The organism is Alphaproteobacteria bacterium, assembly GCA_016699735.1.
Taxonomy (GTDB): domain Bacteria; phylum Pseudomonadota; class Alphaproteobacteria; order Micavibrionales; family Micavibrionaceae; genus JAGNKE01.
Window position 1 is genome coordinate 2,203,633 of record CP065008.1, and the last position, 23,831, is coordinate 2,227,463.

Annotated in this window: 22 protein-coding genes, 1 tRNA gene and 1 pseudogene; 14 read left to right on the plus strand and 10 right to left on the minus strand. The window is 54.8% G+C overall.

All coding sequences use genetic code 11. The annotated features are described in order from the left end of the window. Positions 1-30 precede the first annotated feature (30 nt). Complete coding sequence (gene nth / locus IPN28_10955; GenBank protein ID QQS56770.1) at positions 31-663, plus strand: endonuclease III; 633 nt, start codon at positions 31-33, stop codon at positions 661-663. Here nth and IPN28_10960 read toward each other — a convergent pair whose 3' ends face one another. The 4 genes and pseudogenes from IPN28_10960 to uvrC form a co-directional block, all read right to left on the minus strand. Next, positions 664-1,197 carry a hypothetical protein gene (locus IPN28_10960; GenBank protein QQS56771.1) on the minus strand — a complete coding sequence of 178 codons (534 nt, stop codon included), beginning with the start codon at positions 1,195-1,197 and terminating at the stop codon, positions 664-666. It abuts the gene before it with no gap. 75 nt (positions 1,198-1,272) lie between these two features. Next, positions 1,273-1,737 (minus strand): annotated as a pseudogene (locus IPN28_10965) (polymer-forming cytoskeletal protein). A gap of 440 nt (positions 1,738-2,177) precedes the next feature. Then, the gene (locus tag IPN28_10970; protein QQS56772.1) at positions 2,178-2,570 is read right to left on the minus strand and encodes a hypothetical protein; all 393 of its coding nucleotides are present in this window, start codon (positions 2,568-2,570) and stop codon (positions 2,178-2,180) included. Positions 2,571-2,698: 128 nt separating this feature from the next. Next, complete coding sequence (uvrC, locus tag IPN28_10975) at positions 2,699-4,561, minus strand: excinuclease ABC subunit UvrC (GenBank protein ID QQS56773.1); 1,863 nt, start codon at positions 4,559-4,561, stop codon at positions 2,699-2,701. Positions 4,562-4,797: 236 nt separating this feature from the next. Between uvrC and IPN28_10980 the strand changes: the two genes are divergently transcribed. From IPN28_10980 to IPN28_10995, 4 genes are all read left to right on the plus strand, one after another. Beyond that, positions 4,798-5,388 carry a pentapeptide repeat-containing protein gene (locus tag IPN28_10980; GenBank protein QQS56774.1) on the plus strand — a complete coding sequence of 197 codons (591 nt, stop codon included), beginning with the start codon at positions 4,798-4,800 and terminating at the stop codon, positions 5,386-5,388. Positions 5,389-5,654: 266 nt separating this feature from the next. Beyond that, positions 5,655-6,002: a helix-turn-helix domain-containing protein gene (locus IPN28_10985; GenBank protein QQS56775.1), complete on the plus strand. Its 348-nt coding sequence runs from the start codon at positions 5,655-5,657 to the stop codon at positions 6,000-6,002. Between the two features lie 67 nt (positions 6,003-6,069). Next, positions 6,070-6,154: transfer RNA gene (locus IPN28_10990), tRNA-Leu, on the plus strand. A gap of 37 nt (positions 6,155-6,191) precedes the next feature. Next, positions 6,192-6,668: a hypothetical protein gene (locus tag IPN28_10995; protein QQS56776.1), complete on the plus strand. Its 477-nt coding sequence runs from the start codon at positions 6,192-6,194 to the stop codon at positions 6,666-6,668. 44 nt (positions 6,669-6,712) lie between these two features. Here IPN28_10995 and IPN28_11000 read toward each other — a convergent pair whose 3' ends face one another. Both IPN28_11000 and IPN28_11005 read right to left on the minus strand, forming a co-directional pair. Continuing rightward, positions 6,713-7,546, minus strand: a complete 834-nt coding sequence (locus tag IPN28_11000) for a hypothetical protein (protein QQS56777.1) — start codon at positions 7,544-7,546, stop codon at positions 6,713-6,715. A 31-nt stretch (positions 7,547-7,577) separates the two neighbouring features. Then, a complete protein-coding gene (locus tag IPN28_11005) occupies positions 7,578-8,486 on the minus strand; it encodes a hypothetical protein (GenBank protein ID QQS56778.1) in 909 nt (302 codons plus the stop codon). Positions 8,487-8,630: 144 nt separating this feature from the next. On the opposite strand from IPN28_11005, the gene IPN28_11010 reads away from it, so the two are divergent. Both IPN28_11010 and IPN28_11015 read left to right on the plus strand, forming a co-directional pair. Further along, the gene (locus tag IPN28_11010; protein ID QQS56779.1) at positions 8,631-9,068 is read left to right on the plus strand and encodes a hypothetical protein; all 438 of its coding nucleotides are present in this window, start codon (positions 8,631-8,633) and stop codon (positions 9,066-9,068) included. A gap of 35 nt (positions 9,069-9,103) precedes the next feature. Then, complete coding sequence (locus tag IPN28_11015; protein ID QQS56780.1) at positions 9,104-9,463, plus strand: VanZ family protein; 360 nt, start codon at positions 9,104-9,106, stop codon at positions 9,461-9,463. Here IPN28_11015 and IPN28_11020 read toward each other — a convergent pair. Then, positions 9,457-10,698, minus strand: coding sequence for an outer membrane beta-barrel protein (locus IPN28_11020; protein ID QQS56781.1), 1,242 nt, complete (start codon positions 10,696-10,698; stop codon positions 9,457-9,459). The two genes, IPN28_11015 and IPN28_11020, sit on opposite strands and share 7 nt — an antisense overlap. 283 nt (positions 10,699-10,981) lie before the next feature. Between IPN28_11020 and IPN28_11025 the strand changes: the two genes are divergently transcribed. The 4 genes from IPN28_11025 (at position 10,982) to IPN28_11040 (ending at position 16,339) form a co-directional block, all read left to right on the plus strand. After that, on the plus strand, positions 10,982-13,042 hold the full coding sequence (locus IPN28_11025; GenBank protein QQS56782.1) for a polysaccharide biosynthesis tyrosine autokinase: 2,061 nt from the start codon (positions 10,982-10,984) through the stop codon (positions 13,040-13,042). 88 nt (positions 13,043-13,130) lie between these two features. After that, on the plus strand, positions 13,131-14,069 hold the full coding sequence (locus IPN28_11030) for a polysaccharide export protein (GenBank protein ID QQS56783.1): 939 nt from the start codon (positions 13,131-13,133) through the stop codon (positions 14,067-14,069). 67 nt (positions 14,070-14,136) lie between these two features. Then, positions 14,137-14,835, plus strand: coding sequence for a hypothetical protein (locus IPN28_11035; protein ID QQS56784.1), 699 nt, complete (start codon positions 14,137-14,139; stop codon positions 14,833-14,835). After that, the gene (locus tag IPN28_11040; GenBank protein QQS56785.1) at positions 14,825-16,339 is read left to right on the plus strand and encodes an exopolysaccharide biosynthesis polyprenyl glycosylphosphotransferase; all 1,515 of its coding nucleotides are present in this window, start codon (positions 14,825-14,827) and stop codon (positions 16,337-16,339) included. The genes IPN28_11035 and IPN28_11040 overlap by 11 nt, the downstream gene beginning before the upstream one ends. An 11-nt stretch (positions 16,340-16,350) precedes the next feature. Here IPN28_11040 and IPN28_11045 read toward each other — a convergent pair whose 3' ends face one another. Together IPN28_11045 and IPN28_11050 are read right to left on the minus strand one after the other, a co-directional pair. Then, positions 16,351-16,809 (minus strand): acyltransferase, encoded by a 459-nt coding sequence (locus IPN28_11045; protein ID QQS56786.1) that lies wholly within the window; start codon positions 16,807-16,809, stop codon positions 16,351-16,353. Positions 16,810-16,832: 23 nt separating this feature from the next. Next, positions 16,833-19,061: a glycosyltransferase gene (locus IPN28_11050; protein QQS56787.1), complete on the minus strand. Its 2,229-nt coding sequence runs from the start codon at positions 19,059-19,061 to the stop codon at positions 16,833-16,835. Positions 19,062-19,160: 99 nt separating this feature from the next. Between IPN28_11050 and IPN28_11055 the strand changes: the two genes are divergently transcribed. Continuing rightward, on the plus strand, positions 19,161-20,399 hold the full coding sequence (locus tag IPN28_11055) for an O-antigen ligase family protein (GenBank protein QQS56788.1): 1,239 nt from the start codon (positions 19,161-19,163) through the stop codon (positions 20,397-20,399). On the opposite strand, the gene IPN28_11060 is transcribed toward IPN28_11055, so the two are convergent. Beyond that, on the minus strand, positions 20,400-21,452 hold the full coding sequence (locus IPN28_11060) for a polysaccharide pyruvyl transferase family protein (GenBank protein QQS56789.1): 1,053 nt from the start codon (positions 21,450-21,452) through the stop codon (positions 20,400-20,402). A gap of 134 nt (positions 21,453-21,586) precedes the next feature. Here IPN28_11060 and IPN28_11065 point away from each other — a divergent pair, with 134 nt between their 5' ends. Continuing rightward, the gene (locus IPN28_11065) at positions 21,587-22,843 is read left to right on the plus strand and encodes a hypothetical protein (protein QQS56790.1); all 1,257 of its coding nucleotides are present in this window, start codon (positions 21,587-21,589) and stop codon (positions 22,841-22,843) included. Continuing rightward, positions 22,840-23,790: a glycosyltransferase family 2 protein gene (locus IPN28_11070; protein QQS56791.1), complete on the plus strand. Its 951-nt coding sequence runs from the start codon at positions 22,840-22,842 to the stop codon at positions 23,788-23,790. The genes IPN28_11065 and IPN28_11070 overlap by 4 nt, the downstream gene beginning before the upstream one ends. Positions 23,791-23,831: the final 41 nt, after the last annotated feature.

Consider the following 23,831-nt stretch of genomic DNA (forward strand, 5'->3'; position numbering starts at 1 on the left):
TTGGCAGGAACCATCTGCTAAGATGCTCGGATGAAAGAACACGACATTCACGAATTTTTCCGGCGCCTGAAGAAAGCCAACCCGCAGCCGAAAAGCGATCTGGAATATACCAACACCTTTACCCTTCTGGTCGCCGTTGTCCTCTCCGCACAAGCCACCGATGCCGGCGTCAACAAGGCCACCCGCGAACTGTTTAATATCGCCGACACGCCGGAGAAAATACTCCGCCTCGGACTTGAAAAACTCAAAGAACACGTCAAAACCATCGGCCTCTATAACACCAAGGCCAAAAACATCATCGCCCTCTCGGAAATCCTCATCCGTGACCACGCGGGAAAAATCCCGGACTCGCGGGAGGAATTAATGAAACTCCCCGGTGTCGGAAGAAAGACCGCGAATGTCGTATTGAATGTGGCTTATAAACAACCGACCATGGCGGTCGATACCCACATCTTCCGTGTCTCGAACCGCACGGGCCTCGCCCCCGGGAAAACCCCGGAAGCGGTAGAGGACGCCCTGATAAAATCCGTCCCCGCCGAATTCGCCCTCAATGCCCATCACTGGCTGATCCTGCATGGCCGCTACACTTGCAAGGCCCGCAAGCCGGACTGTGCATCCTGCCATGTCAGAGACCTCTGCGCCTTCAAGGAAAAAACCGGATAATCACCCGGAATCCAGAGCCGCAAAATGAAGCGGCCGATCCAGCAGCGCCGGAACGCAATCACCCCAGGCAACGCTGTCAACCTCGGGATCCCGCGCCCGCACTTCGGAATAAAGGACGTTCTGCGGCGCTTGATCCTCCCCGAGACTCAGATAGATATCCAGCACACAAGAGGCTGTGCGGTATTGCCAGACGACCACCGGATGATCGCTGCGGATTGATTCAGGCGCCTGAAACAGGGTCTCGACCAGTTCCGCCGGCGCCCCGTTCAAAACGGTATTATCCCTCCGCGCCATATCCCGAAGCTCGGATAGGGAATAAGAATAGGCATTCTCAATGGAATCCACTTTCGGCCCGACCGCACCGGAGTAAAAAACTGTACCGGAAAAACACACAATCACAAGGATCGCGATAACGCCCAGAAATCCGACGTTCAGAAGGTTATTCCCCCCAAACATAGGGACGGAGGGCCGACGAAAAAAAGAAAAGCCGAGGCTCTCACCCCGGCTCCCTTGATCCTGTTCAGTGAATCCCACAACGAAGTTCCTTTTCGCTAAACCGCACTTCCCTTCTGGAAGCGTTCGCCCCTAAGGGCAATCACTCGGCCGATATTACTTCGCACTCGTTCTTGCGAACATCCCGCCTTCGAGATTGGCCGGCTCCTTCCGCTCACGCTTGGAGATAATCTCCTTCGCTTTCGCCATCGCTGACGCGTCCGTGCCGGCCCTGTACTTTTCCAGGCGTACATTATCCGTCGCAGCTTTCAGCGGTGTGACTTTCCCGTCCAGAACGGCCCCGGCTTCGATCTCCAGTTCGCGGTAGGCGATGGACCCCGTAATCGCGCCGCTCGCCTTGATCGTCAGACGTCCGTTAACGGTGATATCGCCTTCGAAACGTCCGGCGATGGTCGCTTCCTCGATCTCGACGGTGCCGTAGAACGTGCCGCTTTCCGCAATCTCAAGAACCTTCGCGCCTTTCAGGGCCGCTTCGACGGTCCCTTCGACGACAAGATGATCGCAAGCCTCGATCTCGCCCGACATATTGATGCCCCGCCCGATCGTCAGCGTCCGGTCAGCCGCCGAAAGTGAGGGTGCTTCGTAAGCCTGTGGGGGAACATAGGCGCCGGGGTAAACACCCGGAACCCGGCCACCCGGCTGGAACGGACGCTGAAACGCACCGGTTCCAAGATCGCTGGGGCGAGCTTGAATCTCGACATCGCTTACATAGCTGCTCGGCCCGTAAATCGGCGAAGACACGGTCTCGCGCTGGCCTTCGCCCGCGCTCTCATCCTCGTCGGTCACGTCATCGGAATCGTCAAGCTCAAGCTCATCCTGCTCAATCTCTCTCTCCTCCGCCTTATTTTTAACAATCTCCCGGCTATTCTTCTTAGTGATGACAGAACCGCGAACCTCACGGCTTCTGGTATCTTGCGAAGCTCCCTGGCCCTGAGACTTCTGCTCTCCCTCTTGTATCTCTGACCTCACGCGATGAAACATTTGAACGTACCTTTCCACGATTAACAGTTGACTATGACAGGCACGCGAATGCGCCCACCACGAAAAAAACTCGAAACGAAAATGTTAGAATAGACAAATAAGTAACACGGGTTTTTGACACCCGCAAGAGTCGATTCCAACTTTTCCCCAAGCAAAATGATATCGTTTTGATTTTTCAGTTTTTTATTTTTTTGCCCTGATTCTTTTGCACGAAAAATACAAAAATACGAAAAATAAAGCGCAGAAAAAACGGCGAAAAATCCTTCAACTTTATACCATTCAAGAAAAGTGTAAGAGAAAGCACACTGCTCGGACTCGGTTCCCATCATCGGACAGGCTCTTGGAAAATAACGCTCAGCGGAGACGACCGGACTCACACACAGCTTTCCATGAATCCTGTTCTCAATCGCCACTGTGCGGCCCCCTCTTTTAAAGCGCTTGCGTTTTTAAAAGCTTATTCTAATGAACAAGGGAACACCGAAACAAACACTATTTATTCTGCGAAGCGATAGAATGACTATTATTATTTAAATACAACAGCTTATCCATGAAAATGATCGTAGATTTTCTGCGCCACGGCCCGTGAAATCCCCTCCACTTTCATCAGATCCTCAATCCCCGCCGCGGCCACGGCCTTGGCTGATCCGAAATACATCAACAGCGTCTTCTTCCGCCGCGCCCCGATCCCCGGCACATCGTCCAGAGGAGAAGCCACCATCTGCTTCTGTCGCTTGCCCCGATGCCCCGCAATCGCAAACCGGTGCGCCTCATCCCGTAACCGCTGCAAAAAATGCAGTACGGGATCGTTAACCGGAAGCTGAAACGGCGTCCGCCCTTCAATATAAAACTTTTCCCGTCCGGCGTTCCGGTCCGGCCCCTTGGAGATAGCCACAAGAACAACTTCGCCCAGCACCCCGCACTCCTCCAGCACCTCGCGGCACACATTATATTGCCCCTGCCCCCCATCGATCAGCAGAAGATCAGGCCACGATGTGCGTCCATTCTCTTCTTGTTCCTTGAGCGCCCGCTTGAACCGTCGCGTCAGAACCTCGCGCATCATCCCGTAATCGTCGGCCGCATCGGCCTGCTTGATGTTAAATCGGCGGTAAGCATTTTTCTGAAACCCCTCCGGTCCGGCCACGATCATCGCCCCCACCATGTTCGTTCCGGAAATATGACTGTTATCGTAAACCTCGATCCGCTCCGGCGGCTCCGCCATCCCGAACAAATCAGCCACCCCCGCCAGCATCCGCGCCTGCCCAGCCTGCGAAAGCAAATGCCGCGTCAGAGCCTCCCGTGCATTCCCCAGCGCAAAATCAATCACCTTCCGCCGCTTTCCGCGCAAGGGAAGATTGATCGAAACCTTATACCCGCTCTGCGCGGCCAGCGCCTCCTCGATCACCCCCTTGCGTGGAATTTCATGACTGACCAGAACATTCTTAGGCACTGGCTTGCCCTGATAAAACTGGGCAAGGAACGCGGCCAGAATATCCTCAGGCTTTTCCTCTGAATCATGGCGCGGAAAATAGGACCGATTTCCAAAACTCTGCCCGCCCCTGAAGAAAAACACCTGAACGCAGCTCTTCCCCCCCTCATGATGTAAGGCTAGAACATCCAGTTCCGCCTCACCCACATCCCCAAACTCCTGACTCACCTGTACACTCGTCAGCGCTCGAATACGGTCACGGATCGCAGCAGCGCGTTCGTAATCCATCGCCGCGCTGGCCTCTGTCATCACCGTCTGCATCCGCTCCTGAATCTGCCGGCTCTTCCCGCTCAGGAAGTCCCGCGCACCCTGCACCTGCTCACCGTAATCCTCCCGGTTCACCAGCCCGACACACGGCGCGGTGCAGCGCTTGATATGATATTGCAGGCACGGCCGCTCCCGCTGCGCGAACGTACTGTCGCTGCAATTCCGCAACAGGAACGCCCGCTGCAGGATCGCCAGCGTCCGGTTGACGTCCGCCGCTCCGGCAAACGGCCCGAAATAACTGCCTTTTATGTTTTTAGCGCCTCGGTGCTTCTGCACCTGCGCGAATTCATGGTCCTCACGGATCAGGATAAACGGAAAGGATTTATCGTCGCGCAGCAAAATATTATAGCGCGGCTGAAGCGACTTAATCAGGCTGGATTCCAACAGCAGCGCTTCCGCCTCCGTATGCGTGGCGATGAACTCCATCTTTTGCGTCTGCGCGATCATCCGCTGCAAGCGGATCGGCTGCTTGGCAAAATTCAGGTACGAAGCCACCCGCTTTTTCAGAGCCTTGGCTTTACCGATATATAAAACCTCGCCGTCCCCCGCGATCATTCGGTAAACCCCCGGCGTCAGCGAGAGCGTCTTCACCGCCTCCGCGATAATCCTTAATCCGGCTTCGATCGAAGGCTTGGGGCTCTGTTCGCTCATGACGGGGTGATTCGCATAAAAATTATCTAAATACGCCGATCGCACTCTGATGCGAAGACTAGCACACACACAAGGCCCGGAGCCAGACGGCGAAAAGGCGCAGAGATAAATTTGCCTTTTTTAAAATATTAGTTGCAATATATCAAGTATCTCAACAAAAGGAGAAAGCCATGCCCCTTATAGAAATCAGAAATCATAGGACACAGGGAATAATCTGCGCGGGAGAGTTTCCCTCAATGATTGAATGTTTGGAAAAATTGTGCAGGGAAAAATTCGACCTTTCCGGCGCCGATCTGTCCGGCCACAACCTCTCGAACGCTAATCTGGACGGCCTCGTGATGCAGAGCGCACAACTGAAGGGAGCAAACCTCACGGGCGCAAACCTCTCGGAAGCCGATCTGAAACAATCCGACCTCCGCGACGCCACTCTCTGTGATACGTGCTTTTGCGAATCGAACCTCACCGCGTGCGATTTTTCCGGCGCCCGCTTCGGCGCAACCGACATCGCGCAGGCCATACTCTCCGGGGCAGTATTCTCGACATTGTCTGCGCTGGATCTGGACTTCCAGAGCGCACAGACGATGAGTGACTGCGCCTTCATCCAGCCCGACGGAACCGCCCTGCCCTTCGGCACCCCTCCGATTGTAATAAAGGGCGTGACACATACCCCCGTAATCATCATAGGGCAGACCGTAAAAATCGGCCATCTGACCGCCCCGCTGGAAAAAACGATCCCGCTGATGCAGGCGCTGTTTACTGATACCGTAGGACGGAACGCAAGAACAAAAGGCACGGATTTTTTTGCCTTTTTTGACAATCATGGATAAGATAATGTAATAATAATGCAACCATTTATTTCGTGTGGGTATTGACTCCGTGCGCACTTTATCGCATGGAAGGGGAGTACAACTGATGTATGTATATTTTGCGCCCGGCAGGCGTTTTGCCGTGTATTTTGAGGTTGCAAGGGAATTGGGGGCATACCCCCTTTTTTCTCTAAATACTTGCAAGGGCGAAAGAATAATTGATATTCCATATATTCAAATAATTGTGACACCGGGAAGATTATTAAGGGACAAAACGGGTGAGGAACATGAAACAGGAACTGGAGGATCTGATCCGCCTTCTGGCCGAACTGCAGAAAATTGACGCCGAATTTCCGTTGCAATACGCGGTCTGCCTCTGCGAAATCGCAAGGGCGGAGGGTCTATCCCTGACCCAGCTTTCAGCAAAGACCGGAATGCCCCTCTCCACCGTCTCGCGGATCGTCGGTGCCCTGTCAAAATACCGCCAGAAGGGCAAGCCCTACGGCCTCGTCAAGGTCACGGTCGCGCCAACCGAGCGCCGAAGAAAGGAAATCAGCCTGACCGCCCGGGGCCGCTCCGTCATCGAAAACCTCTCAAAAACCTTGGAATCCTTCCGCACCCGCCCTCCTTCCTGAGAAAGCCATAAGGCCAAGACATTGCATCCACTGCGCTTCTGTGCTTAATTTGGCGGACCATTCAAGCGGGCCTGTGGCGGAATGGTAGACGCTGCGGACTTAAAATCCGTTGTCCTTCGGACGTGAGGGTTCAAGTCCCTCCAGGCCCACCAAACATATATATTTCTGAAAAAATTATGGGCGCTCGAAGTGATTGACAAGAACGACATAAAATTTTCTTGGAAAAGTGGGGCAGAATATACTTTTATGCTGCCTAATGGTTATCTCACTTATAAGAACGCTATCTGGACAAAAAAAGATCAAGTGTTAATTGACGGTAAGCCTATAAAAACAAACAGGGCATCGACAAAGAAGACGACTTCTCACCAATTTGAACAAAATAACAACTCGTACAAAATTTTATTTGAGAAAAGCGGCTTAATATCAAATCATTCATGGAAATGCTCCCTTTATGTCAACGAACAGCACATAAGGTCATTAAGAGTTTTTCTTAAAGGGGGTAATAAGTACATAGGTATCATCAGTATTATTTCAGGTATTTTTTTTGGAGTCCTAACCTCTAAATTTCCGGATCATACATTGGCAATCATCGCTGCACTTATAGTCGTAATAATAATACTTCAAAAAAATAAAGCACACATAACCTATGAAGTAATAGAAGAATAGCTTGACCATCCGCGCATTTTTTTCATAACACACAAAGTGCTATTTCAACTTCCTCCCACCACCCGCACACACCCCTTGATCTCGGGGATCTCCGGCCAGCAAACCTCATCCCCGCGCCGCACCGCGCCCTTCGGATGCTGCTGGGGCGGATGCACCGAATACATCTCAGCCGGACATTCCCGCCCGAAAATACATTCATGCCTCTCGCGCACACTCACATTCTCCAATACAATCTCCGGCACATAATCACTTTTCGCGTTCGTATTTTTCAGATAAAGCGCATACCCGCTGGACTTCACCCCGTATTCGAACCGCACGTTCGTCAGCGTGATACGCTCCACCGGATGTTGCGGGTCGGCAAAGAACCCCGTATTGTTCGCCACGATCACGGAATCGCTGATATCAAAACTTTTGACGCCCATATAATCCTGCAGCGCGTCCCCGTGAAATTCCCCCTTCTCGTAAGGCCAGTTATTCCACCCGCCAATAAGCTTCACCCGCTCCAGCGTCACGACCGGCAGCCGCCCGTCATCGTTCCCGACGATTAAGGCATCCAGCCCGTGTCCGCCCCCCGCGTCGATCACCGCGTCACGCCCGGTAATCGCTTCCGCGTTCTTGATCCTTAAAATCGCGCGCTTCCCCCCATCCTCCAAAGCGGGCTTGTCCGACTGCGCCGTGCCCGTAAACACCACGTGCCCCCCGTTAAGGATCAGCGCATACCCCGAAAAATCAGACAGCGTGATGACGGCGGACTCCCCCTGCAGATTGATCCGCTCCGCCCCCGCCCCGCTCAGGGTGATTGTTCGGTAGCCCTCAACCGTCCCCGCATAAACCGGAACGCTGAACAAACAGAAAAAAACAAGAAGCAATCGCGGCATCGTTTCAGCCTGTAAGGGATAACGTGGACTTTTAAGGGCCGGAAGGCCCGCCAGTGGGCGGAGCAAGACTCCTGCGGGCCAGATCAAGATCGGGGCGTTCGATAAGCTGCCCGCCGAGAATCGTGGCATCGGAAGCATCGGCAACAGAAATACCGTTATTATTCAGGGTCGCAACCTCGCCCGCAAGCTTATCCTGCGAGCCATAATTCCCGATCACGACAACGCTCCGCCCCTTGTCCTGCAGATAATCGTCCAGACCCTTTCCGGCATTCGTAACAGCCGGAATGTCCTGATAAGTAAGATCCCAGACATGATATGAACCCCGCTGGACAAGAATGGAACGGCTGGAACTCAGATCGGCCCGCGACCCCAGCAAATCGCCGCCCGCCGTATCGTCCATCCGCTCGATCAAATCCCCGACCGTCATCGCCCCGACCGAGTTGAGCAAAAGCCCCTCCCGCCCCAGATCGTTGGCAATCACGGGAACACCCTTCGATGTGGCAGTGGTAATAAGGGAATGCATCGCACCGTAAACCTCGACATCCAAAGCCTTCTGTTCGGGCGGATAGGACTCATCCGTGGTTCCCGCCAAAACCGCCTGAATGGTATTTTCCGACCGCTCGATGATGGCGTCATGCACTTCCGGCGATATCCGCCCATCCGCCAGCAGCCCTCCGGCGATCTCCATATATTCTTGTGAATTCGAAATCCGCGAAAGCTTCGTGAAATCTCCGGCGCTCAGCGTCCCGGCGGCCACCTGATCAATCAGGGGCTGCAAGCGCGGCGAAAACTCGACGGAGACCGCCTGCACCCGCCCCGGATTCTGACGGATCGTCTCTTCCATCAACCCGAACGTGGACGTGATGGAGCCATGCTCCTCCCCGAACACGATATCATTGCCCCCGGCAACCTTTTGATTGATATAGGTCTGCGGTTCCACCCCTTGGCCCCTTTTCTTCTCCGGCTATTATATAACCCCTGCCCCATTCTGACAAACTTTTAGGCGTATATTATCATCGAAACAAAAAAATCCTTCTGCTATGGTCATTTAAACCCTGCTGGACAATTCAAAAAGGACCATAAAATGAAAAGAATGCTCCTGACCTTTGTATTAACAATAACCACACTACCCCTTCTGAATCATAAGGCGCACGCCGAAGACCCGGTCCCGCCTCTGGCGATCAAAAGAGCGCCCGACAAAAATGGCCACTGCATCGACGTCTATGCCGAATACCCCGAAAAATTTATGGGCCTGCCCGCCGCGCATCCCACGCTCACCGGGCCTTATTTCGACGGTTTCTATATCGCGGCCAACATCGCTTCGGTCAAAAGTGACACAGCCCCCGGCCAACTCAATTCCTTCTTTTGCCTGTCCGAAAAGGCGTTGGAATACACCTACCTCACGCTCCGCTACGGAACGAGGCAGGCGGACGGAAACTGGAGCCCGGATTCAATAATCATGGAATATAACCGCCTGAACGAAGTCCTCGCCGAAAGCGATGCCGCAGCAAAGGCGCAATAGAAAAAACGCTGACAGCACTTTTAATATACGCTTGAATGCCTGTGAAACCCCTCCTCTACACCCTCGCTCTATCGCTGCTCGCCGTCCTTGCGCTGGTACCGGACCTGTTCCCCCTGCCCACCCCATACGCCGACAAGATGCTCCACGTCCTGATCTGTACCCTCATCCTGATCTGGGCATTTTTTACCTTCAAATCCCGCAAATCCATCGCCATCGTCTGCGGCGCACTCGCCAGCGGCGGCATAGGTCTGGAGTTCATACAAAGCTTCATCCCCGGCCGCGAAGTCTCCCTCGACGACATGGCGGCGAACCTCGCCGGAATTTTCAGCGGTCTCTTAATAGGTTATCTTCTCAAAAGCGGCGTGGAGGCGGGAAAGCGCGACCTCAATCAATAATCATACCGCAGCGACAACATCACCCGGTTATTATCGTAATCGTTCGCGTCATTCTCGAACTTGCGGTTAAGATAATCATACTTCACCCCCGTGCTGATATTGGCCGTCGGCTTGTAAACCACGCTCAGACCCGCACGGTAAAGGCGATTGTCGTTATTCCCCGTCCCCTCATAGGTGTTATCCGTAAACCCCGCCATCCCCTCCAGCAGGATATTCTCGCGCAGAGAATGAGCAATCGAAACATCCGCGCTGGTCTGCACGATGGAAGACGCCCCCGCCTGTGTCGTTTCCACAAGCTGCCGGTCCACGCCCGCCTCGATGGAGGTCAGCTCCGTAACATTCCACAGCAGCGACCCGCCGTAATTCGCCGCGCCCACATCATCGAACCCGCTCTCGAAATTTTGCCTTATATAGCCCGCATAAACATCCCCGCGCAGCTTGCCCGTGAAATTCACCGCCACCCCGGCCCGCGCATTATAGGATTCGGAATCCCGGAAATCCGCGCTATCCTGATCGTACCGCCGCCGATCATAACCGAAGGCCGCAAACGCCTCGTAATTATCGCTGATCCCGTACGCCAGCCGCACATCGAATTCATCCTGCGCCCGGTCGCGGGTGCTGTTATCAATCACCGTAGCCCCGACCGAGGAATCCTCAAACGTGTAATCCCGGTGCGTCGCCGAGGCATTCACCCGCAGGATATTCAACTCCCGCGCAAACCCGACGAACACCGTCTTCACATTATATTCCGTAGGCTCATCCCCGCCGGGATCCTCAAGCTGATCGCGCTCCTGATGCTTCTTTTCATATTTCGCCAGCGCCTTGATATACGTCTCATAATCAAGGTCGTACTGCCCCGACACATAAAAGGCAAAATCGTCATAGTTCTCGGAAGAAAAATCCGCATAGCGCCCGAAACTGCCCTGCGCCCCCGCCTCGATCCCGTGCAGCCCCCAGTCTGAATTGATCCGCACCTCTGGCCGCGCCACGGTAATCGCGTCGTGGTCCGCATCCGGCTCACGGAAGATATTGTCGTCATAGGTTTGCATAAGGGTAAAAGAAGGCCGCACGATAAATGTCCCCAGCCGTCCTCCCTCCGGCGTATAGTGCGGGCTGGTGCGGTATTTCACGTTGCTGACGAGGTTCTTGTTATAAGCACGCGCCACCGGGGGCACGGATATTGCACCCAGCACGGCGAGGCCGGAAACGGCGGCGGCAAGCGTTGTTTTTTTCATACAGCTAAATGTTGCAACTAACTGGAAACACAGAAAAAAATGGAAAGCAACACAGAGGACTCTACCCCCAACCTATACCAAACCTCAACTCTTGTCCACACCCCACCCACTTGTACCGATTGAACGAAAGACAGATATCCCCATGAGCGAACCGGCCCGGAAAATGGAATTTCCCCTTGCGGGGGGGCAGTCAGATTGTATAGTACCCCTGTCAGCAACAGAGGGTTCTGTTCACGGCTGGCCTTATGATGATCAAGGCCGGAAAGCTAAGGATTTTGATGATATGGAACGCAGACGGCTCGACAGGCGCAACAGCTCGGACGATATCCAAATCCCCAATATCCTGGAGATTCTGAAAATCCTCTACCGCCGCCGCTGGATCCTCCTGATCCTCATGGCACTCCCCATGATCGCAACCCTCTTTTACCTGAAGCAGAAGCCGGACGTCTATCAGGCCACGGCCTCCGTCGTTCTGGAAACGCAGGAAATCAACCTCACCGACTTCAACGACATCCTGTCCGAGATGAAATTCGACAATCTGACCGTGCCCACGCAGGTGCAGGTCATCTCCTCCCCCGGCCTGATCCGTCAGACAATAGAGACTCTGGGCGTGCAGGAGGACGAAAAGGGCAGACTCTATATTCCCGGCGAATCCGTAACGCCCCCGCCCGCAACCGACGCAGATGCCAGCACGGGGCGCTACCACCTCATAAAGAACTTTCTCGGCAATATGGAGGTCAAGCAGCAAGGCACCTCCCGCGTGATCGAGATTTCCTTCCGCTCCTTCGACCCGCAGCTGGCCGCCGAAATCGCCAATACCCATACGAAACAATATGTCTTCTCAAGGGAGCAGGACAAAAAACGCATCGCCGAAAAACTCGACAAATGGCTGACCGATGAAATCCGTGACCTCAAGGAGGAAAGCCTCAAGAAATCCCGCGCCGTCCAGCAATTCCGCGCCGAGAACGGCATGATTCAGGGCAAGAACTCGCAGGAGCTGATTTACGAGCAGATTTCCGATCTTGCGGGGCAGCTCGCGGAAATCGACAACCGCGTCCTCGATCTTCAGGCCCGCAACGAAATGGTCCAAAGCGGCAGCACCCACGGTATTACGGACATCGTGGAATCCCGTCTCGTGCAGGATTTGAAATCCCGCGCCAGCGCCGCAGCGCAAAAACTGCAATCCTTGCGCGCCGAACTCGGCTCCAATCACCCCGAAGTCATCGCCGCCCGCCATGAAGTCTCCCAGATCAATGGCGATATCGCCCGCGAAGTGGCGAACATCAAAAAATCCATCGAAAACGAATTGATGACGGTCACCAAGCAAAAATCCCTGCTCGAAGCCAATCTCGTCAAACTCCAGAAACAGGCGGACGAGCTTCAGGAAAAACTGATCACCCTTCAGGCGCTCCAGATGGAGGAGCAATCCAGCAGCAAGCTTCTCGACAATTTCCTCGCCCGGTCCGAGGAAATCAAATCCCAGATCGACTTCACCCGCCCGGACGTCTCGATCGTCTCGCTGGCGGATATCCCCGGCGACCCCGTAGGATCGAAAAAACTCCTGATCATGCTGGCCGTCACCGCCTTCTCCGGTTTTTTTGCGATGGCAGTGATTATGTTCCTTGAAGTTGGGCATCAGGGCATCAAGACCCGTGAAGATATCTACAAACTCTCCGGTTTTGAGCTTCTGGGAACCCTGCCCCGCGCCCGTCTGCCGATCTCCGACGTCCTGAAAAAAGACCGCTCGCATTACGTCGAAGAGATTAAACGCATCTTCATCCACCTGAACGCGCAGGAAAACGGCAAGACCATCCTCTTCACCTCCGCCCGACGCGGCGAGGGAAAAACGACTGTCGCCGCCTCCATCGCCTATTATATGAACAATATCGGCCTGAAAACCCTGCTCATCGACGCCGATACGCTGGCCCCGGTGATTGCCGGAGTCGCGATGGTCCGCGAACATCCCGGCTTCTTCGAATTGATGGCGGGTAAAAAATCGCTCCAGGACGTCATCGTCAAAGACAAGCACGGCCTCTCGATTATCCCGTGCGGCGAACCCAACCCCTATATCTCCGACCTATTGCTGGCCGGGAAACTCGAAAAGCCCCTCGAAATCCTGAAAGATCAATACGACTGCATTATTTTTGATGGCTGCCCGGTGCTGGGGGTTTCCGATGCGGAAATTCTGGCCGGAATGGTCGATCAGGTCGTGGTAGTCCTTGAATCGGGCAAGACCCCGCGGGAGGAATTCGTAAAAGCCGCCGAAATCCTCCGCAGTCTGGCCCGCAATATGCCCAACGTAATTCTGAATAAGATCAAATTATCCGATATGCAGGCTCATTAATTGCTGCTCTATGCGTTAATATAGGGATTCGCAAGGGTCCTTGCTTCTGGTCTATAGTCATCATCTGTTCGAATTTTGAGGCAACGCCATGCTGAAAAAACCTGTCCGCATCTATATAGTCTTGTCCGCCATAGCCCTGCTTCTCGGCGTCACTTTCTCCGCCAGCGCCGAAGACGGGAACGGCTACATGGACCGGATGCTGAAGGCCATGTCCGGGCAGGAAGCAGCGGAACCCGCACCGGACTTGACCGCTCAGGATTCATGGGTGGACGAAGCCTCGCAGCGGGAAATAGACTCCGCAAGCGGTCACGCGGCTTTGCCGCCCCCCGCGCCCCTTCTGCCGGAAACCGCTAACTCCAGCTCCGAAGAACCTCTTGAACCGCTCTCCGCCCTCGAAAGCCCGGAACCTATGATTATCGCCGCCCACGACGATGATCTTTTCCAACGCGCTCCGCAGGATATCCAGCCCTCTTCGGGCAGTACGATCATCGCCACCCCGACAGGCACAACTGAACCCGCAGCCGCTGAGCCGACGGAAGAAACTGTCTTGCCCGCCCCGTCTGGCTCTGACGGAACACTCAATGTCGGCGACCTGCTTCGCATCACCGTGTTTGGCGTCGAGGAACTGACGAACACCTACCGCATCGACGCCAAAGGCATCCTGACCGTCCCCCTCGTCGGCGAATTGCAGGCAAAGGGAAAAACCCGCGAAGAACTCCAGAGCGAAATCGCCCAAAGCCTGATCGAAGGCGGCTACTACAACAGCCCCAGCGTGACGGTCGAAATCATGGAACTCTCGCCCTTCTATATCCTCGGCGAAGTGAAAAACCCCGGCCGCTACCCCTACGAACCCGAACTCGACATCTTCAAGGCTATAGCGATCGCCGGCGGCTATACCCCCCGTGCCGCAAAGGACAAAGTCATCATCATCCGCAACATCGGCGGACGCAAGACCGAGATCGAAGCCACAGAGTCCACGGAAATCTTGCCAGGGGACTCGATAAAGGTTAAACAGAGATTCTTCTGAGTAACGATGATTCGTCTGCGTAAAGTCTGCATCTCGAGTGTTGGAATAAGAGTATTCTGCTATGCTTTTGGCACCGGAAATCGCGCCCTCGCGCAGAAAATCCGCACTGCGTCTCATATGGGTGCGCCGTAATTTTGTTACAGGCATAACGCTGTTAGTCATTTTGCTCGGTAGCTTGATCGCCTCTTTCCATCCCGTGCGCTACACCGCTACGGCAACCTTGTCCTTAACGCCTTCGAAGAGCGTTGCTGAATGGCTTGCGCCGAAAAAAATAACGAATATGATTATTTCCATAGTTCATTCCGATAATTTTCTGCTGCCCTTGATCGAAAAGCATCAATGGCATCAACGCGCCGCCTTCAATCCATCCCTCAACCCGCAGGAAACAACATACTCCCGTATTCTTCAAACCTTTGAGCAAGCCAAAGCCGCGCCTCTGAACCTAAAAATCGCCGAAAAGATAAAAAGAGACACAGCCATTAAGGTAAAGCAGGACTTCACGGTGCAAATCGCCTTCACCTCGGCAACCCCGGACCTCGCTCCGAAAGTGGCGAACGCCATGACGGAAAAGCTTGCCGCTCAAGAATTGCTTCTAGGTTCCATGAAAATTCGGCAATTAGCAGCGCAACCGGAATCCTTTTCCGAGCCCCAGATATCCGCAACGCTTGGATTTTCCGGCCTCTTGGGAATCTTCACTGGCATTGCTCTTGCATATCTTATGGCTCTGACACAAACAAAAAAACAGGAAGCGGCGTATGTACGGTGATTTAACCTATTCGGATTACACGGTGGAACTTGAGGCCAAAAGGCGTCCGCTGGTCCGCGAAGTCGTAAGTATGCTGATCCTTTTCTCCGACCTGATCGCCATCAGCGCAGCCTTTCTCTTTTCCATGCTGGCCTCACCCCTGTTCAGGAACGTCCTTTTTCCGGGTGAGAAATTAGTAAACTTTTCGGATTACGCCCAAATCCACGATTCCTTCTTCGTATGGATGTGCCCGCTGGCCCTCCTGATGTTTTTCATCAAGGGCCATTATACCCAGCGCGTCCCGTGGTGGAGTCAGGTCCAGCACGTCCTCGTGATCTCCTTCTTCAGCCTCGTAATCGACGGCTTTATGCGCTTGGCCATGCACGTCACGCTCTCATTACCTCTGGTTCTCATCAGTTGGGTTTTGGTGTTCGCTTTTATTCTGATCGGCCGACAGTTAGTCTTCCGTCTAGCCAAAAACAAGGATATCTGGGACATACCCACCGTCCTGATCGGCGATACCGACACGGTCACCGACACGCTGTTCGCCTTTGCCAACGACGATTATACGGGTTATCAGGTCCACACCATCTTCCTGCGCGACGGTAAGGCGAAAGATTTCGATCTCTCAAGCGTCCCCGCAAAATACGGTAAAATAAGGGTCATTCGTAATTCTCTCTACTACACCAATTACATCGAAAACAACCTTGACCATTTCTACGTGGTCGCCCTCGAGACTTTCCGGGGCGAGGAACGCGATACCCTGATCAACAACCTCAACCGCCTCAATGCCCTTTATGCCGTAGTTCCGCCGATCTCACGCCTGAGCCTCTATGAAATGGAGCCGCGCTACTTCTTCGGCCACGACGTCATGCTCCTGCACAGCAAGCAGGCGATTTTCGCCCCTCTGGGCCGTTCCCTGAAACGGGCGATGGATATCGCCGTGTCCGGCACGGCCTTGCTCCTGCTCTCGCCTGTCATCCTCGGCGTTTCGGCGATGCTTAAGATCGAAGGCCAAGGCGGATCGCTCTTCTACGGCGGCTACCGCATCGGCCGCTACGGCCAGCGCTTCCGCTGCTGGAAATTCCGCTCGATGGAACCGGACTCCGACCACCTGCTCGAGAAAGTTCTCGCCGAAGACCCCGCCACCAGCAACGAATGGGAAAAATATAGAAAACTCAAGAACGACCCCCGCGTGACCACGCGCACCGCAAAGCTGATCCGCAAGACCAGCATCGACGAACTGCCGCAGCTCTGGAATGTGTTTGTGGGTGACATGAGCCTCGTCGGCCCGCGCCCGATTCTGGAAAACGAGATCGGCTATTTCGGCCATTCCCTCAATGAATATCTCCAGGTCCGCCCCGGCATCACGGGCCTGTGGCAGGTCAGCGGCCGCAACGAGACCACCTTCGAACGCCGCGTCTACTGGGATGGATGGTATGTGCGGAATTGGTCGATTTGGGGCGACATTGTGATTATGCTGAAAACGCTCAAAGTCGTCCTCACCGGCCACGGCGCTTACTAAAGCGGACCCGCCTAAATTTTATACAAACGCCGTTGGTTTTCCTCGGCCTCGGGCAATCGCCCGTAAGGACCGACAGTAATATTCTCCTTAAGGATTTTCGCCGGATTCCCGGCCACGATGCACCCGGCAGGCACATCCTTCGTCACCACGCTCCCCGCCCCGACAATGCACCCATCGCCGATGGTGACTCCCGGCATGATGATGCTCCGCGCCCCGATGAAGCAATTCTCCCCGATCCGCGTATCCAGATAAAGCCCCCGCGTCATGTCATGGCACAAGACCGCCACATCGAACGCGATATACGTCCGCGCCCCGACATGAAGCCCTTTGGGATTCGTCCGGTCGAACTTGACCGACAGCGAAAACGTGCAGGTCGGATGCAGATCCATCCCCCAGAATTTCGTATACATCAGCTTCTTCCCCTGCACGAGGAAACGGCGGATCGGCAGAATTTTATTCAATGAAGGCATCGGAAAACCTCTCGTGGAAAAAATTACGCCGCCAGCTTGTCCTTACGGTCAGTATTCGCCGGTTCCATATCGTACCCGGTGATAAACTTCCGCACCGCTCGCACATATTCCGCCGGGTCGATATTCACCGTCTTGCGGGGCCGCGACCGCGCCTCTTCAACGGCTCTCAACAGATCGTTCTCATCCTTGGCAACGGAGATCAATCCCATCGCCTCGAACGCCCCCGTGATATCTTTCTGATGATCGTCGTAATGTTCCTTGAATTCCGGCTTGCGCGCCATCGCGACAACGTGCGCCCCGGCCTTCAACGCCCCTAGGATCGACCCCGACCCGCCGTGACAGATAACAACATCCGCATTCTCCATCCGCCGGTTCAACTCCTCGAACGGACAGCTCACAAAACACTCCATACCTTCGAAGTTCGTGGTACTCTCGCCCACTTGCGCCGCAACTTGTTCTTGAATCTTCTTATCTTGTAACAACTTTTCAACCCCCCGCACCATCCGGTCGAACGGCATAATCGTCCCGACGGTAATAAGTATCCCCTCCCGCTTTCTCTTGTCTTTCAGGTCTTGAACGATAAACGGCGAACAATACTGCGCCCCCGGCATTTTCTCGACCATCCCCGGCCACTGCACGAGAGTCAGTCCCGCAAACCGTGCCGCCAGCTTCCCGAACAGCGAGACCTCCGTCACCCTTGCAATCGACTCGATATAAATAATCTTCCGCCGGAAAATCCAGCCCCAGACAATCGTGGCAAAGGCCGCGCCCGCCCCGGTGCTGATGATGATATCCGGCCGCTCCCGGAAAAAATGCACGGTCGAGGACAGGGAATTTGTGATCCCGCTCTTGAGAAACGGCCACAACCCTTCCGTCTTGCGCTGCCCAAACGCGAAATGCGGCACGAACAGGGCGCGGTGTTCTGCGGTTAGGCTTTCTCCCAGCGATGTCTTCTCGGTCAGGAAATAATAGGACGGAAATTCCTCCCGCAGTGGAGAAAGCTGCATGAGCTGCCGCAAATGCCCCCCGCCCGAAGCCGCGAAACAGACCTTCTCCGTCCGGCGGTAACGCACATCCTTAGCCGCCGCCAGAGCCTCTTTCAATCCGGCCCTGTAAGCGTCCAGAATATTCCCCCTCTTGAAAAGATCAAGGCTCCCCTCAGCCTGCAACGCCGCAATATTGCTTTTGTATTTCTCCTGATGCGTCAGAAGATTTTCCAGCCCCGCCGCGATATCCGCGTCGTTGAACGGATCGCACGCATACCCGATCAGGCTCGGATCGAAATACCCCGTAATCGCCTGATTTTTGTTGAACAGCAGCGGCAGCCCGCAAAACAGCGCCTCTGCAAAAACAAGCCCATACGTCTCCTCCTTGGAGGGCAGGACGAAAGCGGCATAATTTCGCAAGACATCCCTGAGTTTGCCATTAGCCACCGGCCCGCAAAGGCGGATGAAATCCTCCGCTTTATGTTGCCGGATATACCGTGCCAGCTTGAGCATCACCGCCGGCGACCCGCGCCCATAAATATCCAGCGTTGCCCCCGGTCTCTTGGCCCGCAGGGTTTTCATCGCCGCGACCATTCCCGGAAAATTCTTCCGCTCCCAGACATCCAGATGAAACACACTCACCAGCCGATCCTCCGAAACCACCGGAGAAGCGCTATAGGAGTCAAACCCCGGCACGACCGGAAGAGTCCGGCATTTATGCTTGCTCATCCCGACGGTTTTTTCGAACGGCTCAATGGCCCATGGCGCATAGGGGAAAAACAGCACGGCCTCGCGCGCAATCTGCCGATAACGCTCCCGCAACCCTTTCTTGCGCTTGAGGATACGGACATCCGTTCCCCCCTGAATATCGCAGATCAGCGGACACCCGTGCATTCGGGCGAGTTCGTGCCCGATCACGCCCTCGACCGTGAACTTGTGCGCCTCGATCAGGTCCGGCACGATCCCCCGCCTCTGCAAATCGGCGGCAATCCAGACCGCCAGCTCCGGCAGCCGCTTCTCCCACAAAATCCCCTTGGGCAAAGCCCCATAGGCAATCGCGATCCGGTCCCCACCGAATTCAACCGCCGAAATCCCCGACCATCCGTTCACCCTGTTGATCGAATAAACGACGTGCCGGTATTCCGGCGTCCCCTCGACCAGGTTAATGACCGCCCGAGTCTTATTTGCGTCCAGTGCGTCGGGAAAATCGGCGGAAATATGAACGATGGTCTTTCGCGGCGCGGGGTTTGCATACAGATCGGCCATGACACTTTTCCTCAGTTTAGACTATAAACGCTCTTGAATTCGGCTAGAATGCTACGCAAGACTTCAAAAGATTTCAACCGGACCGATACTGCAAATACTATGCCCGCACTGAATAAGCAAATTCTTCTCAAACGCTTCGTGGCTGTTTTTGTGGCCATGAACGTCTTTTTCCTTCTCTCGACTTTTCGGATCCGGGAATACACCTCGACGGCAATAGACTGGCAGATTCTGGTCAAGCTCGCCCTCTGGTTCACGGGCTTCGGCCTGGGCGTCCTTCTTTACCGCAAATGGGCCGGCAAGGTTCTGGGCATCGACAATATCCTTCTCGTCGTGATGCTCCTGCAAATTCTGGCCGCCTGCCTCTACGCCCCGCAGATGATCTACGCCCTGTCCTGTTTCTTTTCTCTTGTCTCTATTTTCATGATCCTTTTCCTCGCCTCCAGCTATCTGGACGAGGAGGAAATCCTCTATTCCGTTTTCCTGACCATCACCCTGATCTGCATCATTTCAATCATCGCCTACTACACCGTGCCCTCCTTCGCCCGCATGGGCGAATGGGTCGAGGGCGCATCCGAACGCACCCCCGGCAACCGCCTGTCCGGCGTCACCGGCAACCCGAACAGCATGGGCCTGATGGCCGCCTTCACCCTGATCATCGGCATCCACTACGCCCGCAAATACGCTTCCCGCAATCTTCTCATTTATATCGCCTGTATGCTCCTGAACCTGACCGCCCTGCTGATGAGCAACAGCCGGACCTCTCTCGCCGCGATGCTGGTCTCCCTGACCGCGGCCTATTTCCTGAACTTCACCCCTCACCGGATTCTGGCGGCTTCAACCCTGGCCTGCCTCGCCCTTGCCTTTTTCTTTCTCGTCGATCTGGAGACACTGATGGGAATGCTCTCCCGCTCCGGCAACGCCGAAGAAATCACGACCGCAACAGGCCGCACCCATATCTGGGAAACCGCCCTCCGCCTGATACAGGAAAGACCCCTGACGGGATGGGGCTACACAAGCTCGAAGGAGATTTTGCCCCTCCACGCACACGAAATCGGGCATGCGCCGCAAAGCACGCATAACCTCTATCTCCAGATGCTTTTTTCGATGGGCATTCCCGGCCTTGCCACCTTCTTGGCCATGTTCATCATGAAATTTTATTATGCGATGAAATTCAACGACTTCTTCAAGGTCACGATCCTGATCTTCCTGCTCCTGCACGGCCTCACGGAATCGACCATCTTCGTCGGCATGGCGGGTTCGACCACAATCATGTTCGGCCTCGCTTACTGCCTGAATTATCGGCGGGAAGAACCGAAAACCCAAAACCTTCCGGCCTGATTACGCGGCCTTCTTGTCAAGAAACAGACGCACATCTTCAAGCCGCCGATGCATCTGCGCGATCCTTTGCTTCGAAACAGCCTCATCGCTCAACCGCGCCTTCGCTCCATCCTTCAGCATCTCAAGCTCCCGCACCGCACGGTTCATGGCAAAACTCGGCAATCCGGCACGAATCCATCCGGCCAGAACCTTGTCCAGAAACGGCCCGAGTTTATGGTTGAGAAAATCATCCTTCCTGTTGCGGATGAACGCCGGAACCACAACCTTATAAATCTTCTTCAGCATCCGCTTCGCGCCGCCACCGCGAGAATCTTGTGCCTGCGCTTGAACGGCTTCACTTTTCTGCCCCACTTCCTCCAGCCTGATTTCCTTGTCCTTGCTGCTGGTCAGCGTACGGAAAGTATCCGAAGGGCCAAGCGCGGAGAAATGATGGAAATCGGGAACCATATCCAATGACCCCGCCCAGTCGTTCCATTTAAACAGGTTGATCCGCGCCGAAGTGGTCACGGCTACCCACGGCACACGGTACGAATCCGCGACGATCGCCGCGTGCATGGCTTCCGCGATGACAAGACTCGCCCCGCTGATCGTCCGCATGATTGCTGTGATATCGCCCAGCGGATCGACATATTCAATTCCCGCCCGTTCGCAGGCAATGCGCCAGAGAGGGCTGGACGCCGACTCCCAGTGCGGCACGAAAACAACCCGACCGTGCTTCGGCCCCGCCGGAAAACATTCCGGCGTCAGAATCCCGGGATCGGTGATCGCCGTGCTTTCGGGCAAACCCAAAAGCTTCGCAGTCAGCTTCCCGCGCACGAAAAAAATATTGAAAGCCTTGGTGTCGATGCGCTCAATCTTGCGGCTGTACCCGCACCCCGACCCGCAGACAATCACTTGCTCCGCATCCCCCGTATCCTCGCCCAGCACCGTCCCGATCCCGAACATCAGGATCTTGTCTTTGCGGTCCATCAATTCGCCGAAATACCGCCGCCAGAGATACTTGTTCAGCATATCCCCGAAATTCGGCACCGCGTCATACATAAACACTTTCATAACTCACTCATCCTCCATCCGGCATGATTCATGCAGCCGGATGCCTGTATGCAAGAACCAATGCCACAGAAAAACGCTTTGTGCTACGCTCAAAATGCGCTAAGCCCATAAGCTCAATAAAATACTTAGGTAAAATGCTCTCCCACCCGCGATTCAAGAAATATGCCCTGAACGCCGTCTTTCTGGCCGAGCAGGTCTTTTTCTCCGGCGCCAATTTCCTGCTCATGATCGTCCTGACCCGTTTCTACTCCGAAGTGGAAGTCTCCGCCTACGGCATCGGCCTGTCGGCCTCGCTGGTCATGCAAGGACTCCTGCGGAACTGCTACATGGTTCAGAATTCGGTCCTCCCACCCGCCATCGTCCGCAACCGCGCCGCCAAGGTCATGGGCCAACACCTCATCATCTGGCTGACCATAGCGGCCGTGGAAGTATTTCTCCTCGTCGCCCTCCTGGAGGACGGAACCGATGCCCGCGCCGTCTCCATCATGGCCGCGACCCTGTCAACCACGCTGATCTACGGTCATCTCAGCTTCGACCGCATCATGATGATCAAACACGAAAAATACCTCTCCCCCATGATCGCCGCCGGAATTTTTGCCGCCCTCGTCGCCGCCCTGTTCGCGTTGAACGGGCAGGGCTACGGCATTTCATTTTTTACCGCCATGATGCTTCTCTCGCTGTTTGCGGCGGCAAAAATTCTCTATTCCGTTATCGCCCTGGCCCGCCCGGATTTCCTCTGGGGCTGGCGCTTGGCGAAAAAAAATCTCAGGAAATACTTTTTCCCCTCCACCATGGGCTCTCTCGGCTATACCGGCTATAACCACATCCCGCTTTTTATTCTGGGCCTCCTGCCCTCGCAGGTTCCCGCCGCCATCTTCACCGCCATGCGCGGCCTGACCCAGCCGCTCCAGATGCTGATCCGCAGCATCGACATCGTGGACAAGAATTTCTTTCAGACAAAGACCATAATGACCGAACGCGATGTGCGCGACAAACTCTTCCGCCAGACCGCGCTGTACGGCCTGTTCGGCTCCGTATTCATCGTTCTGGTGGTCCTCTTAGGCGAACCGCTGATCCACCTCGCCTACGGGGAGAAATATTCCGGCGCCGGTCCGGTCCTGACCGCCTTTTCCCTCTGGGCCTTGCTGCTGACCATCTCCTTCCCGCTGGAAACGGTCATCGTGCGTAAAGGCCGCCTCAACCGCTATAACAACACCCGCCTGATCGCCGGAGCCGCAGGCACGGCTTTTGCATTATATTTATGTCCGGCGTATGGTGCTCTGGGCGGCATATGGTCATGCATCATCGGCTCCGTCGTCTCCACGGGTCTGACGGTCTGGCTCCTGCGCGACGTGATGTTTTTAAAAACGGAAATAAACACGAACGAATGAGTACAATACAAAAGCCGGAATTCTCTGTCATCGTCGCGGCCTACAACGCCGCCGAGACGCTGGAACGCTGCATCAAATCCATACAGGCGCAAACCCGGCAGGATTTCGAGATCGTCATCTGCGACGATAAATCGCAGGATAATACCCTCGCTCTGGCCAGAAACCTGGCGCAGCGGGACTCCCGTATCATAATAGTTGAAAAATCCGAAAATTCCGGCCCCGGCGGGGCACGTAACACCGCGCTGGATCAGGCCGTAGGGGAATGGATCGTCATTGTGGATTCAGACGACACTATTTCCCCCCAACGCCTCGAAAAAATGAAGGACGCCGCCGAAAAAAACGCCGTTGATATCGTCTTCGACAATCTGGTCTACCACCCCATGGGTAATGCCGGTGACTACCCCTACCTCCCCGACACGCTCACCATCTTCGGCCCCCTGCTGTTCGAAACCTACGCGGCCAGCAGCACGGTGAGCAACCCCTTACCCAACCTCGGCTTCCTGAAACCCATGATCCGCCGCACCCTGCTGGAACAAAACACCATCCGCTACGATGAAACCCTTCGTATCGGCGAAGACAGTGTCCTGATCTTCAACCTCTTCGCCGGAGGAGCAAAATCATGGTTGATGCGCGAACCCTTCTACCACTATTATAAGAACAAGAACTCCATATCCGCCGTCTTCGATGCCGAAAAAATCCGCAAGATGGCCGAATCGCTCAAAATCTTCCTCACAAAAAACGGCAGAATCCTCAAGCCTCAGGACAGGTCCGCCGTCGAAAGCCTCGAAAAAGACCTCAGATTACGCCTGAAGGCCCGCGAGGTGTTCGGTGACATGAGCTTCGCCAGCCTGCGCGAAACCTGCGCCCTCGCCTACAAGGACAGGGAGATCAGAACCTACCTCTACCGCGAACTTCGCCAACAGATTAAAAAGATCATTTCAAAATAAAACTATCTTTTTGGTCTTCTTTCAGGCAGGTTTGGACAACT

What these genes read in the sequence shown, in the direction of transcription:
- IPN28_11015 (QQS56780.1), top strand. Translation starts at nt 9,104, where the DNA reads ATGCCTGTGAAACCCCTCCTCTACACCCTCGCTCTATCGCTGCTCGCC.
- nth (QQS56770.1), top strand. Translation starts at nt 31, where the DNA reads ATGAAAGAACACGACATTCACGAATTTTTCCGGCGCCTGAAGAAAGCC.
- IPN28_11010 (QQS56779.1), top strand. Translation starts at nt 8,631, where the DNA reads ATGAAAAGAATGCTCCTGACCTTTGTATTAACAATAACCACACTACCC.
- IPN28_10980 (QQS56774.1), top strand. Translation starts at nt 4,798, where the DNA reads ATGATTGAATGTTTGGAAAAATTGTGCAGGGAAAAATTCGACCTTTCC.
- IPN28_11055 (QQS56788.1), top strand. Translation starts at nt 19,161, where the DNA reads ATGCCCGCACTGAATAAGCAAATTCTTCTCAAACGCTTCGTGGCTGTT.
- IPN28_11020 (QQS56781.1), bottom strand. Translation starts at nt 10,698, where the DNA reads ATGAAAAAAACAACGCTTGCCGCCGCCGTTTCCGGCCTCGCCGTGCTG.
- IPN28_11025 (QQS56782.1), top strand. Translation starts at nt 10,982, where the DNA reads ATGGAACGCAGACGGCTCGACAGGCGCAACAGCTCGGACGATATCCAA.
- IPN28_11050 (QQS56787.1), bottom strand. Translation starts at nt 19,061, where the DNA reads ATGGCCGATCTGTATGCAAACCCCGCGCCGCGAAAGACCATCGTTCAT.
- IPN28_10985 (QQS56775.1), top strand. Translation starts at nt 5,655, where the DNA reads ATGAAACAGGAACTGGAGGATCTGATCCGCCTTCTGGCCGAACTGCAG.
- uvrC (QQS56773.1), bottom strand. Translation starts at nt 4,561, where the DNA reads ATGAGCGAACAGAGCCCCAAGCCTTCGATCGAAGCCGGATTAAGGATT.
- IPN28_11070 (QQS56791.1), top strand. Translation starts at nt 22,840, where the DNA reads ATGAGTACAATACAAAAGCCGGAATTCTCTGTCATCGTCGCGGCCTAC.
- IPN28_11045 (QQS56786.1), bottom strand. Translation starts at nt 16,809, where the DNA reads ATGCCTTCATTGAATAAAATTCTGCCGATCCGCCGTTTCCTCGTGCAG.
- IPN28_11065 (QQS56790.1), top strand. Translation starts at nt 21,587, where the DNA reads ATGCTCTCCCACCCGCGATTCAAGAAATATGCCCTGAACGCCGTCTTT.
- IPN28_11060 (QQS56789.1), bottom strand. Translation starts at nt 21,452, where the DNA reads ATGAAAGTGTTTATGTATGACGCGGTGCCGAATTTCGGGGATATGCTG.
- IPN28_11000 (QQS56777.1), bottom strand. Translation starts at nt 7,546, where the DNA reads ATGCCGCGATTGCTTCTTGTTTTTTTCTGTTTGTTCAGCGTTCCGGTT.
- IPN28_11030 (QQS56783.1), top strand. Translation starts at nt 13,131, where the DNA reads ATGCTGAAAAAACCTGTCCGCATCTATATAGTCTTGTCCGCCATAGCC.
- IPN28_11040 (QQS56785.1), top strand. Translation starts at nt 14,825, where the DNA reads ATGTACGGTGATTTAACCTATTCGGATTACACGGTGGAACTTGAGGCC.